Below are 13,421 nucleotides of genomic sequence, written 5' to 3' on the forward strand. Positions count from 1 at the left end.
ATATAGCAGAACGATTGCATTCTTTGCGCTTGCAAGCTCAAGAAATAATACAAACTATGCCCAATATACGAAATGCCGTAGTTACGCTCACAGGCAATAAAAATCCCGACCAAGGCATAAAGAAAATAATACACACTAAATCAAATGTTAAGTCATTCATAGCTGTCGCTTCCGGTAAAGGAGGTGTTGGAAAATCAACTACTGCTGTTAATATCGCCTGTGCATTGAAAAGTAAAGGTTACAATGTTGCTATACTTGATGCAGATATTTATGGTCCATCCGTACCAAAACTTTTGAAGTTGTCTGGAAAAGCGGAAATATCAAAAAAAAAACCTTAAAACCTATGGAAAATAGGGGTGCGTTTTGTCATATATCTCTATAATCCTTTTGATATCAACATTCGTATAGATTTGTGTTGTTGAAAGTTTGGCATGGCCTAAAATACTTTGAATAGATCTCAAGTCTCCTCCATTAGAAAGAAGATGCGTCGCAAAAGAATGACGTAAGGTATGGGGAGTCGTGCTTAAGTTTTTTCTTATATCACATAAAATATTATGGGACTAAAAGTGTTCCAGAACCGTTTTTAGTCAGTATTTCCATGAGAATAGAATGTTTCTTTGTTCCATCAAGAATAGCAATGCTCTTTACACCATTTTCAATAGCTTTAATTGATGTTTCAATTTTAGGAATCATTCCTCCAGAAATAGTGCCGTCTTTAATGAGAAAACGAGCTTCCTCGATAGATAATTTACTGATTAATTTTTTATTTTTATCAAGAACTCCAGGAAACGTTTGTCAGGAATAGAAAGACGTATAGCATTTAATTTTCCTGCTATAGCTCCAGCAAAAGTATCAGCATTTACATTATAAGTAGCTCCATCATATCCAGGTGCTATAGGAGCTATCACGGGTATAATTTTTGATTTTGTTAAAATATCAAGAATAGTGCGATTCACTTCTGTTATTTTACCAACAAAACCTAAGTCTATTTTTTTATTAGTATTTGATGATGAATCCAATAAAGGAAGATATTTTTCAGCGAACACCATATTGCTATCTTTTCCGCATATACCGATAGCTTGAGCACCACTTTGATTGATTAAAGAAACAATATTTTTATTAATTGATCCTGCAAGAACCATTTCAACAACTTCTGCTGTTTTTTGATCTGTAATACGTAAACCATTCTTAAATTTGGATTTTATACCCATTTTTTCAAGAACTGCTCCTATTTGTGGACCACCTCCATGGACAATAATAGGTGTAATATTTGATTTTTGTAACAGAGCAATATCGGTAGCAAAATTATTACTTAGATCCGCACAATCCATTACATGTCCTCCATATTTGATGACAATGGTTTTATTCTCATAAAAATGTACGAATGGAATTGCTTGTTCTAAAATATTCGCTTGAAATTGATATATTTTTTCCGTCATTAATAAACACTCTGTTATCATTAATTATCATTATAAAGGTAAAGCAAGTTTTTATAAAAAGATATCGTTAAAAGATAAATAAATAGATGTTTATTTAGAAAATAATGTTATTTTCAAGTATTTATTATTTCAAGAATCGCCTTTCGCAATTCTTCTATCCCGTCTCTTTTAACGATAGAGGTGGAGATTACTTCTGGATGTGCTGCAGGGTGATTGCGTAGCAAGGATTTTGTTTTTTCCAACGTTTCTTGTTTTATGAGAGGAGAAATTTTGTCAATCTTTGTAAGAATTACTTGATAAGATACCGCTTTTTTGTCTAAAAAAGAAAAAACATCATGGTCTATTGGTTTTATTCCATGACGACAATCAATCAATAGATATACACATCTTAAGGTTGATCTATTAGATAGATATCTAATAATTAACTCTCCCCAAGAATCAACATTTTTTTTAGGTGCTCGAGCATAACCATATCCTGGCATATCAACTAAGACCATTGCTGGAAGATTATCTTTTATACCAAAATAATTATTTGGGACAAAAAAATTTAGATGCTGAGTACGTCCTGGTGCATTAGATGTTCTTGCTAAGTTTTTTCGATTAACTAAAATATTAATTAAGGATGATTTCCCAACATTTGAACGCCCAGAAAAAGCTATTTCAGGAGGGCCTTCTTCTGGTAAAAGTTCTATTTTTGGAATTCCTTTCAGAAACATCCACAGCGGTTTTGTAAATATTTTTTGATTTATCAATAGTTTTATCCATAATAATAAATTATTTCACAGGAAGACAGTAAAATAAAAATTATATTTATTAAGAATCAGAGGATTTCGAAAATATAGAACGTAATCTATCCATCAGGCCAATTTCGGCACCGTGCATTTTCATGATAATGATTTGTTGAATGATTGATATAACATTGCTCCAAGACCAGTATATAATCAGGCCAGCAGGAAAAGAAGATAAGACAAAAGCAAGCAGTAATGGCATCCATTTTATCACCATCGCCTGTCCTTTATCTGTAGGAGGTGGGCTCAATTGCATTTGAATAAACATAGATAGACTCATTATTATAGGCCATATGCCAAGGTGCAAGAATCCAGGAAGATGAAACGGTAATACTCCAAATAATGTAAAAACATTAGTTGGATCAGGCGCAGCGAGATCTTGAATCCATCCTAAAAAAGGAGCATGTCTCATTTCTAGAGATATAGAAATAACCTTATAAATAGCAAAGAATACAGGTATTTGAAGCAATATAGGCCAACATCCTGCTAGAGGGTTAACGTTATTTGCTTTGTATAATTCGAGTATTGATTTCTGTAATACTTGAGGAGGGGATTCTTTTAATTTTTCCCGTAATTCATCTATTTTTGGTTGAATGTTTTTCATATTAGCCGTAGAAACGTATTGCTTTTTTGCTAATGGAAAGAACATAAGTTTGACAAAAACTGTTGTCAGCATAATTGCAATTCCAAAATTTCCTACAAGATTATAAAAATAACTCATAAGCATAGACATGGGTTTTGTGATAAAATAAAATATGCCCCAGTCAATAAGCATTTCAAATTGTGGTATTTCCCATGTTTTTTCGTAATAATGAAGTGTAGAAAGTTTTTTAGCTCCTACAAATAGAAAATTAGTCGTTACTTTTGACTTTCCAGGAAGAATAGTAATTTCATCAGCTGTAAAATTTGCTTGGTAACGAGCGTGTCCATCAGGAAAATACTTAAATTGGCTCTGAAAAGATGTATCTTTAGATGGAATGAAAATAGATGCCCAATACTTATCGGATATTCCAAGCCAACTGTTAGATTTGTGATAATTAGAAGCGCTAGATTTTTCAATTTCGGAATATTTACCCTCTACAAGGGATTTGTTTTCTAAAATAGCTATAAATCCTTCTTGTACTCCTAAGGTATTGGTTTCTTTTCCTAGTTTGTAACGTACCATTCTTCCATATGGAGAGAGGACAACGTTAAGATTGCTATTATTTGTAATTGTATCCACTATTTTGAAGAGATAGTGTTCGTCTAAGGATATAACACGTTCAAATAGAATATTTTGTGCGTTTCTGAAAGATAATTTTATTGGAGTAGAAGGTGTGAGAGTTTTTTCAGATACCGCGCTCCAAACAGTATTCTCATTTGGTAATTCTACGTTGTTAGCTTTGGAAATATAATCCAATTGGGAAAAATAGGCATTTTTTGTATTTGATGGACTGAAAATGGTGACGATTGGGCTATCATTTGAAACATTTACTCGGTAGTTTCGCAAACTAAGATCATCAAATTGAGAGCCTTTTAGGTTAATTGATCCGACAAGATCATCGTTTTTAATTTCAATTCGAGGAGATCTGGATAAGGATTGCGCATGATCATCCATAGGAATGGCTGTATTAAGGGTATCAATTTGATCTGATTTTTTAATCTCTTGGGCATTTTTTTGCGCATTATTAATCTCCGCGATGCGGGGATAAACGTAAAAGGTTTGCCAAGCGTATAAAATGGCAACAGACAGAGCTATAGCCAAAAAATAGTTCCAATTTCTTTCCATCACGGTTTCCTAAAGAAATTTTTTCCTGAATAATATGCGTGCTTGTTGTGAAGAACACGTTTAACGAAATGGTTGCAAAGTTCTTTAAAAGGGGCAAAAAGAGCACTTCTTTTAGCAATTAAGACATAATCATGCCCATATTGTAAAATACTCTCTGATTCATAAATCCGAACAACTTCTTTCAATCGACGACGTATCCGATTGCGTTCAACTGCGCACCCCTGTTTTTTTGTGACAGTAAAACCTATGCGTGGTGACAAGCAGGGATTACGGTTGTTAAGTACTCCTAAAGAAAAAAAAGGACCATTGCGGAATTCTCCTTTTTTCACGAGGGTAAATTGCTTACGTTTTTTAAGTGTACAAATGTTGTTCATCTACAATTTTTAAGAATCACAGTTATTTTTTGACATGATAGCCAAGATCTCTAAGCAGATAAGCGTTTGCGTCCTTTGGATCTTCGACGATTAAGTGTTTTTATGCCATTGCGTGTAGACATGCGGGTAAGAAATCCACAACGTCTTTTTCTTACAATATTAGAAGGATTATACGTACGTTTCATTTTATCAACAACCCAAAGGGCCCTTCACGATTAATATACCACAGAACTTTCCACTGTAAATAAGAAATCCTCTGAAGTCAATTCAGTGTTTTGATTTCATTTGAATAGATATTTATGACTTTTGTATTTACAACAGATTAGATATTGTAAAATATGATATGTATTTTTTTATCAATGTTAGGTAGATCTCTAATCAATAATAGAAATGTTTTTAAGGAAGATAGATAGGGATAGAAGATGGAAAAAGGAGTTCTACCAGATAAAGCAATAGCTGCGTTAATTGAGAGTGGAAATATTCTTTCTGATTGTCCAGTAGATAAAGATCAGATTCAGCCTGCTAGTTTAGATTTGCGTCTTTCTTCAAAAGCATATCGAGTTAGTGCAAGTTTTTTGCCGAATGGAGAAGACCTTGTTTTAGATAAAATAGAGCGCTTTAAATTACACGAAATAGATCTTTCAAGAGGTGCGGTATTAGAAGCAAATTGCGTATATATAGTTCCATTGATGGAGCGCTTAGATCTTAAAAAAGGTATTTTTGCTTATGCTAACCCTAAAAGCTCTATTGGGAGAATAGATGTATTTGCTCGATTGATCGTCGATAGATGTCAAAAGTTTGATAGAATTCCTGCAAATTATAATGGGCCTCTTTATTTAGAAATTTCTCCGAGTAGTTTTCCTGTTTTTGTAAGGGCTGGCTCTCGTTTATCGCAAATTAGATTGGTGGATGAACAGAGATTTTGTTCTTCAAAGGAATTAAGGGAAATTCATAAAGACACCCCTTTGGTTCGAGGTGGATTATTGAATTTTTCAGAAGAAGGTATAGCATTGTCCATTGATCTTAAAGGAGAAAAAGATGGAAAGGGCGTGGTAGGATACAAGAGTAAGCGTCATACAACGAGGATAGATATTGACTCACAAAAAAAATACGAGATACGGGATTTCTGGGATCCTCTGTATGCTGAAAATGGGTCTAGCCTGGTTTTAGACCCTAATGAATTTTATATTTTTGCTTCACGAGAATTTTTGCAAATTCCACCTTTTCTAGCAGCTGAGATGAGTCCATACGATCCCTTGATAGGAGAATTTAGGGTTCATTATGCGGGGTTTTTTGATCCTGGATTTGGATATTCATTACAAAAGGATACAGGTACAGGTGCAAAGGCTGTTTTGGAAGTGCGTTCGTATCTCCCATTTGTTTTAGAACATGGTCAAATTATTGGGCGACTTAAGTATGAGCGTATGATGGAAGAGCCAGAAAATATTTATGGGGTAGAAAGGGGTTCTAATTATCAATTACAAGGATTAAAATTATCGAAGCATTTTCAAGATATTTAGGTAATTTCGTGATCATAATTTTTTATCGTTTTTTGATAACAAGAAGTAGGATTTATGGTAGAAAAATATCTATACATGATACGCTCAATGTTTGTGTCTACCACAACGGCAAATTGATTGAATGCAATGGCGACTATAGCAAGATACTGGATAGCCTTATATGCTAGGAAGTTTTTTTTAATATTTTAATTTTATTGAGGGGAAATTCCTCCATATTTTTGTAATATAATATTGGCACATTTTTTGATATTTCTTGCTCTTGTATATTATCTAATCCCTGCTCATGCAGATAAAATTTCCTCATTTTTAGTAGGGGGGGCAAAATTTTGTGGGACGTTTTTGCATAATTTTTTTTAAAATAGGGCTCTGCCGTTGTAACGGTTATTTGTTGTAACATTGTTTCGGGAATCCATATCCTATAAGGGATAGTTAGAATAGATCCCTTGGTTTTTAAAAAAGATCTCCAGGGAAGTGTACGGTGATTAGTATCGTGCCAATTGAGAATTTTGGATTGAATCATATATTCAGATGGAAGTATGTTTTATTGAACTCTATTTAATTTATGCATTAAGAATGTTGCTAAAGCATAATAATAGCTTTCATCAAATTGAAAAAATGGTAAAATGACATTACCTTTATTTAAGCAGGATCTTTTGTCTTTAACGGTGATATTTAAGGTGTCTACCCATAATAGAGACTTTCTGGATTGGTTTATGCAATGTTGTTATGTGAGAGGGGTTGGTTTAAATGATGATGCACTTTTCTAAAGTCATTGATGGTTTGCTTGACCCTTTTTTACATCGTAGAGCAGGAATTAGTATGTCTCTTATCAATGCGTGGAGTGAAATTGTAGGCAGGGATGTTGCCAAGTGTTGTAGGCCGGAAAAAATAATTTGGCAAAATAGAAACCCCGTTGAAAAAAAAGGTGTTTTAAACGATGTTGGTGGCACTTTAATTATTGCGTGTAAGGGCTCGCATGTTGTTTTTTTGATGCATGATCAATCGAAAATCATTCGGAATGTGAATGTTTTTTTTGGATTTTGTGCTATTAGAAGAGTTCGTTTTCTTCAAAGATCTATGGCTGTTGCAATTCGAGATACTTCTACTCCCCCTCCTGTTCCTGGAAAAGATGATTGTGAAAAAATTGACAAAATGACTGAGAAAATTAAGGATGAACCATTAAAACAGGCGTTAGTTCGCTTTGGTCGTGCTGTAGTTGGATGTTCCTATTGTAGTGGATAGGTATTAAATAGTTCATTGATATACACTAATACATTATACAAAGTACGTTCTGATGGAAAATAAATATTCAAATGGGAGTCAAAAGAATGATTAGTAAAACTAAAATAGGAGTTTGTGGAGGTATAGCGCTACTTTTCGCAACATCTTTCTTTTTGTATTTTCGTAAAGAAACCCCTCCTTTGAAGGAGTTGCCAGATCCCTATGGTATAGTAGATTTCCGTGCCTTGCTAGCAGCTTCTCCAAGAACTATGAAAGAAATGTCAATTGGACAAAAAGATGCGCCAGTTACAATGATTGAATATTATTCAATAACATGTTTTCATTGTGCAGAATTTCATAATGAAAAGTTCAGATTAATAGAAGATAAATACATAAAAACTGGTAAGTTACGGTATATCTTACGAGAATTTCCATTGGATTCTGTTTCTATGGCTGCATTTATGTTGGCGCGATGTGCAGAGAATCGTGTTCAAAATGGGTATTGGAATTTTGTATCCTTGCTATTTAACAAGCAGAATGATTGGATAAATTCGAAAAATTATCAAGATTCCTTGTTGAATATGGCTAAGTTTGCTGGTTTTTCTAAACAGGATTTTGATATGTGTTTGAAGGATCAAAGTATTTTAGATGACATTAAAGCCGGGAAAAAACGCGCTTCTGAGGATTTTTCAATTCATTCTACTCCTGCCTTTTTCCTTCAGGGAAATCTGTATTTGGGTGATATGCCGTGGGATATTTTCTCTAAAGTAATTGATAGAGAGATTCAGGATAATACAAGGAAGTAAAACTTTATTTCTTGTTTTCCGAATGCCCAATTTTTCGGTAAATAATTTTTTAGAGATGATAATTTAATGAGCAATTTATTTTTATTGTTTAGATATATATTTAGTATGACGATTTTTTGTGTAACGGGATTTAGATGTGTTTGTACAAAAGGTAGATCGGGCGTATGAAAAATATAGATGGGTACTTTCTTTCTGGTGTGTTGCTCTATTTTGCCACATTTGAAGGATTTATGGTCGGAATATTGAAATGCCTAAAAAAGTGATGATCGTAGAAGATAATGAGTTAAATATGAAGCTTTTTAGAGATTTGATTGAGACGTCTGGGTATACGTCTATTCAGACAAGAAATGGAATGGAGGCGCTAGATCTTGCCCGTCAGTACAAGCCTGATATTATTATAATGGACATACAGCTTCCAGAGATATCTGGATTAGAGATTACAAAAAAAATAAAAGAAGATCCTGAACTACAGAGAATCCCTGTGATAGCGGTAACAGCTTTTGCGATGAAGGGCGATGAGGAAAGGATCCGCAAGGGCGGATGTGAGGCGTATATTTCTAAGCCGATTTCTCTGTCTATTTTTATGGAAACGATTAAAAAGTATATAGGAGAAGCTTGATAATTAATATGTAGAGATGTTACTTATGAAATATAAAAAATGTTTTTTATTTCCAATATGTTATTAATATCCTTATTTGAAAGATAGGATTTAGAATAATATTTTTTATTCGCTTTCATTTGCTGATTCGAAAGATATCATTTTTGGTGGTTTGGATAAAACAGGATATTTATCACACGAAATGAGAGGGAAGAATTCCTCCTGTCTTGTCGTTCAATCAAAGATAATTTTTTTCAAAGGTGTTAGGTGTTCTAAAATAATTTCCAGATGACGTATACACAAATATTGCAATATTGTGTGATACTGAGCAATGCTGACAAAGTTGAAAGAGATATACTTCTTATAATCAAATCTCCATTACGAGCTATTCCCTGATTGTGGATAATTCCTAAAAATTTTTCTCAATTAACATAATACAAAGTCTATCGAATAAGTTTATTAAGAATATTGTTTGTAAGAAGACAAAATCACCTTATTTCTAAGAAGATACGGGATCGCTATAAATGAGAAGGAAAATCAATATAATCTCTTTTTGGATTCGAGATTACGATAACCAATTATTGATTTTAAGTCATTCCCATGTATTTGGGGAATAATGCCGTATTACCATGCATTTGGTTCGAAAAACACTAATCAAATGGCAATACTATAAATTGCAGATGATGCGACTTTGAGTTTTTACTTTATCTTGCTTTCTTTAAATTGTACATGTTTTCTGATGACGGGATCGTATTTGCTTTTGACCATTTTTCCAGACATAGTACGGGAGTTCTTTTTTGTAACATAAAAAGATCCAGTTTCTGCGGATGATATAAGTTTAATTTTTATAGTTGCTGCTTTTGCCATTTTTTGTTCCAGAACATTTCGCTTTACAATATACCACTAATACATAGTAAAAAATCGATAGTAAACCCGTATAACAGTGAAAGGAAAATCTACGATTCGTTCTTAGTAAAGTCAAGAAGAATTCTCGTTTTTAAGATGAATGACTATTCGATGAATAATATAGAAAATATTACAACTATATGGTATACGATTGGGGATATGTTGTTTTATATAGGATCTGATGCAAGAAGAGGTCTGCTTTCGATTCTTAATTGGCGATCTTCTTGGCTAGATGAGGATTGTTATGATTACTTATTTTAAGTCCATTGTTTTTTTTATTTCAAGTATAATGCTTTCTGGTTTTGATTTTATCGTCATGAATCCTTATGGGGATATCGCTTTGCAACAAGCAAGACTTATTCGTATAGCGGTTGTCTTGATGTTGTTGATAGTTGTTCCGGTTTTTTTTGCCATCTTGTTTTTTGCATGGCGATATCGCAATTGTAGCAAGACAGCGCGTTATGATCCTAAATGGTATCATTCTAATTTATTGGAATTTTTCATTTGGGTTGTCCCATTGGTTATTATAGTTTGTTTGGCTACAATCACATGGAATTCGACTCATCTTCTAGATCCTTATGCCCCCTTACAGAGAATCAGCGATGGCAAGCCTATCGAAAAGAATAGCAAGCCTCTCATCATAGAAGTCGTGGCTTTGGATTGGAAGTGGCTTTTTTTATTCCCAGAGTGGAATATTGCGACAATCAATGAATTAGTTGTTCCGATTGATCGTCATTTGGAATTTAGGATTACGGCTTCTTCTGTTATGAATTCTTTTTATATCCCCGGTTTGGCTGGACAGATTTATGCTATGGCTGGCATGGAAACCAAATTGCATGCAGTTATGAATAAAGAAGGGGTATATAATGGTTTTTCTGCTAATTATTCGGGAAGAGGTTTTTCTCAAATGCGGTTTAAATTTTACGGAAAATCAGCCAAGGGGTTCGAAGATTGGATTGCAAGAGTAAAGAGTCAAGGAGTAGCGCTTGATCGCAAAAGATACCTTCTGTTAGAAAAGCCTTCAGAACATGATCCAGTACTTTATTTTTCTTCTGTAGAGAGGGGGATATATCATGCTATCCTTAATTTTTGTGTTACCCCAGGTAAAATATGTATGGATGAAATGATGCGTATTGATTCTATGGGTGGGGGAGGCATAAAAGGTGTCAGTCGTCAATCTCTTGTACATGATGAAGGTTACAGATGGCAGTAAAAACAAAATATAAAATTGAAAAGAACAACCAATTCAACTGTGATCAATATATTGTCAAAAGGACGTCTGTATCCTGATTTTTATATTTTAGGTAATTGACGTTTATTGTGTAAGGAAGAAAGTATATGCTACAAAATATTGATTTCTTTAAGGTTATATTTGGACGTCTCACACTTGATTCTATCCCATATAATATCCCCATAGTATTAGGTACATTTTTTGTTGTGGCTTTGATAGGCATAGCTGTTGTTTGTGCCATTACGTATTATCGTCTTTGGGGGTATTTGTGGACAGAGTGGTTTACAAGTGTTGATCATAAAAAGATAGGTATTATGTATATAATCCTATCGTTGATAATGCTTTTCCGAGGTTTTGCTGATGCCATTATGATGCGTCTTCAACAAGCTATGGCTTCCGGAGGAGGGGCGGGGTATCTAGATGCGCATCACTATGATCAAATATTTACAGCGCATGGTGTGATTATGATTTTTTTCATGGCGATGCCCATGATTACTGGTCTTATGAATTTCGTAGTTCCGTTACAAATAGGAGCTAGAGACGTTTCTTTTCCCTTTTTAAATAATTTGTCTTTTTGGATGACTGCGGCAGGTGCGGTGATCATAATGTTCTCGTTATTCATAGGAGAATTTTCTTCTGTAGGTTGGTTAGCTTATCCTCCATTATCTGGGATAGCTTATTCTCCAGGGGTTGGAGTTGATTATTATATTTGGGGTCTTCAAATTGCAGGGATTGGAACAACTTTATCTGGAATTAATTTAGTCGTAACTATTATAAAAATGCGCTGTCCAGGAATGACAATGATGAAAATGCCAATATTCGTTTGGACAGCTTTTTGTTCTAATATCATGATTGTAGCGTCCTTCCCTATTTTAACAGCCACTCTTTTCTTGTTAACTCTTGATCGTTATATAGGGACCAATTTCTTCACCAATCATCTTGGTGGGAATCCGATGCTATATATTAATTGTATTTGGTTCTGGGGACATCCAGAGGTTTATATACTTGTATTGCCTGCTTTTGGTGTTTTTTCTGAAGTTGTTGCGACTTTTTCTCGTAAGAGACTTTTTGGATATAATTCCATGGTTTATGCTACGTTAGCTATAACGATTTTATCGTTTACCGTTTGGTTGCATCATTTCTTTACCATGGGTTCTGGCGCTAATGTAAACGCTTTTTTTGGAATAATGACAATGATTATTGCGGTGCCTACAGGAGCTAAAATTTTTAATTGGCTATTCACGATGCGTTTGGGGAAAGTGCATTTTGAAGTTCCAATGATGTGGACTTTGGGTTTTATGGTGACTTTCTTGTTAGGGGGAATGTCGGGGGTTTTGCTTTCTGTCCCTCCGGCGGATTTTACGTTGCACAATTCATTATTTCTAGTTGCTCACTTTCATAATACTATAATTGGAGGTGTTGTTTTTGGTGTGCTTGCGGGTGTTGTTTATTGGTTTCCTAAAGCTTTTGGTTATCGACTAGATCCTTTTTGGGGAAAGGTTTCTTTTTGGTGCTGGTTGATTGGTTTTTATCTTGCTTTTATGCCGCTTTATATCCTTGGGCTAAAAGGGGTGACTCGTCGTTTGAGTCAATATGAAGATACCACTTTGCAAATTTACTATGTTATAGCTTTCTTGGGGGCTATTTTGATAGGAGTAGGAATACTGTCTTTTGTTTTATCATTTATTGTCTCTTTTTTAAATAGATCTAAATTGCAGTGTACAAGTGGAGATACTTGGAATGGTCGCACTTTAGAATGGTCTATTCCATCTCCCGCACCGCATTATAATTTTGCTTTTATTCCTATAGTCCATAAAATAGATGCTTGGGAAGATATGAAGAATCGCGGGTATTGTCGTCCAATCGATGGGTTTATGCCGATTCACATGCCAAAAAACACTTCTACGGGAATTATTTTATCAGCATTAAGCGTTGTCTTTTCTTTTGCAATGGTATGGTATATGTGGTGGCTAGTGATTGTTTCTTTTATATCAATTGTTTCCTATACGATTTTGCATACATTTAATTATAATCATGGATACGAAATTTCTGCGAAAGACGTGGCATCTTCGGAAGAAGATTATATAAAAATTAACATGCAACAAATCAAGGAGCATTGTTAAATGAGAGAACTAACAAGTGATAAATCTTCAAATTTTCCGCTTTTTTACGTAAAAGATAAACAAGAAAATTGCGCTGACCATCATGATGGTACGTATCTAGGTTTCTGGATATATCTAATGAGTGATTGTTTAATTTTTGCGGTTTTTTTTGTAATATATGCGGTTCTAGGAAAAAATTATGCTGCAGGTCCAGCGCAGATAGATATTTTTGATATTAGCAGCATTTTTATTTCAACTATCGCCCTGTTGTTATCATCATTATCTTGTAGCTTTGCGACTTTAGTTGCTAAACAGTCTAATAAAGCAGTTGGTTGGTTGTTGATTACGGCATTTTTTGGAATTATTTTTATTATAATGGAGGTCCACGAATTTGTGCATTTGATTTCTATAGGAGCGGTGCCACAGCGTTCTGCTTTTCTATCGTCTTTCTTTGCATTGGTTGGCCTTCATGGATTGCATGTATTTTTTGGCCTTGTTTGGCTTTTTGTACTAGTTGTTCAGATTTTAAATAAAGGTCTTTTCCCGGATAATAGGCGCCGTTTGATGTGTTTTTCGATGTTCTGGCATTTCCTGGATTTAATCTGGATATGTGTTTTTTCTTTTGTATACCTTATGGGTGTCGTTTGATTTGTGGGATATAGAGAAGG

15 protein-coding genes and 2 pseudogenes (1 of these 17 cut by a window edge) are annotated in these 13,421 nt (G+C 34.3%); 9 read left to right on the forward strand and 8 right to left on the reverse strand.

Features of this window, described 5'->3' with window-relative positions; translation table 11 throughout:
* On the forward strand, positions 1-338 hold the 3' portion of the coding sequence (locus G293_RS06010) for a P-loop NTPase (RefSeq protein ID WP_052775018.1). Its footprint begins 148 nt before the window's first position; 338 of the gene's 486 nt are visible here — the last part of the coding sequence; the start codon falls outside the window, past its left edge; its stop codon occupies positions 336-338.
* A 3-nt stretch (positions 339-341) separates the two neighbouring features.
* Here G293_RS06010 and G293_RS05530 read toward each other — a convergent pair.
* The 6 genes and pseudogenes from G293_RS05530 to rpmH all read right to left on the reverse strand — a co-directional run.
* A pseudogene (locus G293_RS05530) lies at positions 342-524 on the reverse strand (tyrosine-type recombinase/integrase); the annotation flags it as partial.
* 28 nt (positions 525-552) lie between these two features.
* A pseudogene (argB, locus tag G293_RS02675) lies at positions 553-1,439 on the reverse strand (acetylglutamate kinase).
* 113 nt (positions 1,440-1,552) lie between these two features.
* Positions 1,553-2,155 (reverse strand): ribosome biogenesis GTP-binding protein YihA/YsxC, encoded by a 603-nt coding sequence (gene yihA / locus G293_RS02680; protein WP_244464469.1) that lies wholly within the window; start codon positions 2,153-2,155, stop codon positions 1,553-1,555.
* Positions 2,156-2,252: 97 nt separating this feature from the next.
* Positions 2,253-3,995 (reverse strand): membrane protein insertase YidC, encoded by a 1,743-nt coding sequence (gene yidC, locus G293_RS02685; RefSeq protein WP_047264196.1) that lies wholly within the window; start codon positions 3,993-3,995, stop codon positions 2,253-2,255.
* The gene (gene rnpA / locus G293_RS02690) at positions 3,995-4,369 is read right to left on the reverse strand and encodes a ribonuclease P protein component (protein WP_047264197.1); all 375 of its coding nucleotides are present in this window, start codon (positions 4,367-4,369) and stop codon (positions 3,995-3,997) included. Before rnpA ends, yidC begins: the two co-directional genes overlap by 1 nt.
* Positions 4,370-4,419: 50 nt before the next feature.
* Complete coding sequence (rpmH, locus tag G293_RS02695) at positions 4,420-4,554, reverse strand: 50S ribosomal protein L34 (RefSeq protein ID WP_047264198.1); 135 nt, start codon at positions 4,552-4,554, stop codon at positions 4,420-4,422.
* A 237-nt stretch (positions 4,555-4,791) separates the two neighbouring features.
* On the opposite strand from rpmH, the gene G293_RS02700 reads away from it, so the two are divergent.
* Entirely contained in the window at positions 4,792-5,889 is a 1,098-nt protein-coding gene (locus tag G293_RS02700; protein WP_047264199.1) for a 2'-deoxycytidine 5'-triphosphate deaminase, read from the forward strand.
* 163 nt (positions 5,890-6,052) lie between these two features.
* Here the strand turns inward: G293_RS02700 and G293_RS02705 are convergent, their stop codons facing one another.
* Positions 6,053-6,286 carry a hypothetical protein gene (locus G293_RS02705; RefSeq protein WP_148407339.1) on the reverse strand — a complete coding sequence of 78 codons (234 nt, stop codon included), beginning with the start codon at positions 6,284-6,286 and terminating at the stop codon, positions 6,053-6,055.
* 350 nt (positions 6,287-6,636) lie between these two features.
* Here G293_RS02705 and G293_RS02710 point away from each other — a divergent pair, with 350 nt between their 5' ends.
* From G293_RS02710 to G293_RS02720, 3 genes are all read left to right on the forward strand, one after another.
* Positions 6,637-7,131: a DUF721 domain-containing protein gene (locus G293_RS02710; protein WP_244464459.1), complete on the forward strand. Its 495-nt coding sequence runs from the start codon at positions 6,637-6,639 to the stop codon at positions 7,129-7,131.
* 86 nt (positions 7,132-7,217) lie between these two features.
* Entirely contained in the window at positions 7,218-7,916 is a 699-nt protein-coding gene (locus G293_RS02715) for a thioredoxin domain-containing protein (RefSeq protein WP_047264200.1), read from the forward strand.
* A 247-nt stretch (positions 7,917-8,163) separates the two neighbouring features.
* The gene (locus G293_RS02720; protein ID WP_047264201.1) at positions 8,164-8,535 is read left to right on the forward strand and encodes a response regulator; all 372 of its coding nucleotides are present in this window, start codon (positions 8,164-8,166) and stop codon (positions 8,533-8,535) included.
* 678 nt (positions 8,536-9,213) lie between these two features.
* Here G293_RS02720 and rpmG read toward each other — a convergent pair.
* Positions 9,214-9,381, reverse strand: coding sequence for a 50S ribosomal protein L33 (gene rpmG / locus G293_RS02725; protein WP_047264202.1), 168 nt, complete (start codon positions 9,379-9,381; stop codon positions 9,214-9,216).
* Positions 9,382-9,531: 150 nt separating this feature from the next.
* Here rpmG and G293_RS05725 point away from each other — a divergent pair, with 150 nt between their 5' ends.
* The 4 genes from G293_RS05725 (at position 9,532) to cyoC (ending at position 13,401) form a co-directional block, all read left to right on the forward strand.
* The gene (locus tag G293_RS05725) at positions 9,532-9,681 is read left to right on the forward strand and encodes a hypothetical protein (protein ID WP_158402218.1); all 150 of its coding nucleotides are present in this window, start codon (positions 9,532-9,534) and stop codon (positions 9,679-9,681) included.
* The gene (gene cyoA / locus G293_RS02730; RefSeq protein WP_102030482.1) at positions 9,665-10,633 is read left to right on the forward strand and encodes a ubiquinol oxidase subunit II; all 969 of its coding nucleotides are present in this window, start codon (positions 9,665-9,667) and stop codon (positions 10,631-10,633) included. The genes G293_RS05725 and cyoA overlap by 17 nt, the downstream gene beginning before the upstream one ends.
* Positions 10,634-10,758: 125 nt before the next feature.
* Positions 10,759-12,774, forward strand: coding sequence for a cytochrome o ubiquinol oxidase subunit I (cyoB, locus tag G293_RS02735; RefSeq protein ID WP_047264204.1), 2,016 nt, complete (start codon positions 10,759-10,761; stop codon positions 12,772-12,774).
* On the forward strand, positions 12,775-13,401 hold the full coding sequence (gene cyoC, locus G293_RS02740) for a cytochrome o ubiquinol oxidase subunit III (RefSeq protein WP_047264205.1): 627 nt from the start codon (positions 12,775-12,777) through the stop codon (positions 13,399-13,401). It begins immediately after the preceding gene.
* Positions 13,402-13,421 lie beyond the last annotated feature (20 nt).

This window comes from Candidatus Liberibacter africanus PTSAPSY (assembly GCF_001021085.1).
In the GTDB taxonomy this organism is placed as follows: Bacteria; Pseudomonadota; Alphaproteobacteria; order Rhizobiales; family Rhizobiaceae; genus Liberibacter; species Liberibacter africanus.

Bases quoted from the DNA above. Each gene is read 5' to 3' on its own strand.
- rpmH (WP_047264198.1), bottom strand. From the start codon at position 4,554: ATGAAACGTACGTATAATCCTTCTAATATTGTAAGAAAAAGACGTTGT.
- G293_RS05725 (WP_158402218.1), top strand. From the start codon at position 9,532: ATGAATAATATAGAAAATATTACAACTATATGGTATACGATTGGGGAT.
- yihA (WP_244464469.1), bottom strand. From the start codon at position 2,155: ATGTTTCTGAAAGGAATTCCAAAAATAGAACTTTTACCAGAAGAAGGC.
- rpmG (WP_047264202.1), bottom strand. From the start codon at position 9,381: ATGGCAAAAGCAGCAACTATAAAAATTAAACTTATATCATCCGCAGAA.
- G293_RS02710 (WP_244464459.1), top strand. From the start codon at position 6,637: ATGATGATGCACTTTTCTAAAGTCATTGATGGTTTGCTTGACCCTTTT.
- G293_RS02720 (WP_047264201.1), top strand. From the start codon at position 8,164: ATGCCTAAAAAAGTGATGATCGTAGAAGATAATGAGTTAAATATGAAG.
- cyoC (WP_047264205.1), top strand. From the start codon at position 12,775: ATGAGAGAACTAACAAGTGATAAATCTTCAAATTTTCCGCTTTTTTAC.
- G293_RS02715 (WP_047264200.1), top strand. From the start codon at position 7,218: ATGATTAGTAAAACTAAAATAGGAGTTTGTGGAGGTATAGCGCTACTT.
- yidC (WP_047264196.1), bottom strand. From the start codon at position 3,995: ATGGAAAGAAATTGGAACTATTTTTTGGCTATAGCTCTGTCTGTTGCC.
- cyoA (WP_102030482.1), top strand. From the start codon at position 9,665: ATGATTACTTATTTTAAGTCCATTGTTTTTTTTATTTCAAGTATAATG.
- G293_RS02700 (WP_047264199.1), top strand. From the start codon at position 4,792: ATGGAAAAAGGAGTTCTACCAGATAAAGCAATAGCTGCGTTAATTGAG.
- rnpA (WP_047264197.1), bottom strand. From the start codon at position 4,369: ATGAACAACATTTGTACACTTAAAAAACGTAAGCAATTTACCCTCGTG.
- G293_RS02705 (WP_148407339.1), bottom strand. From the start codon at position 6,286: ATGTTACAACAAATAACCGTTACAACGGCAGAGCCCTATTTTAAAAAA.
- cyoB (WP_047264204.1), top strand. From the start codon at position 10,759: ATGCTACAAAATATTGATTTCTTTAAGGTTATATTTGGACGTCTCACA.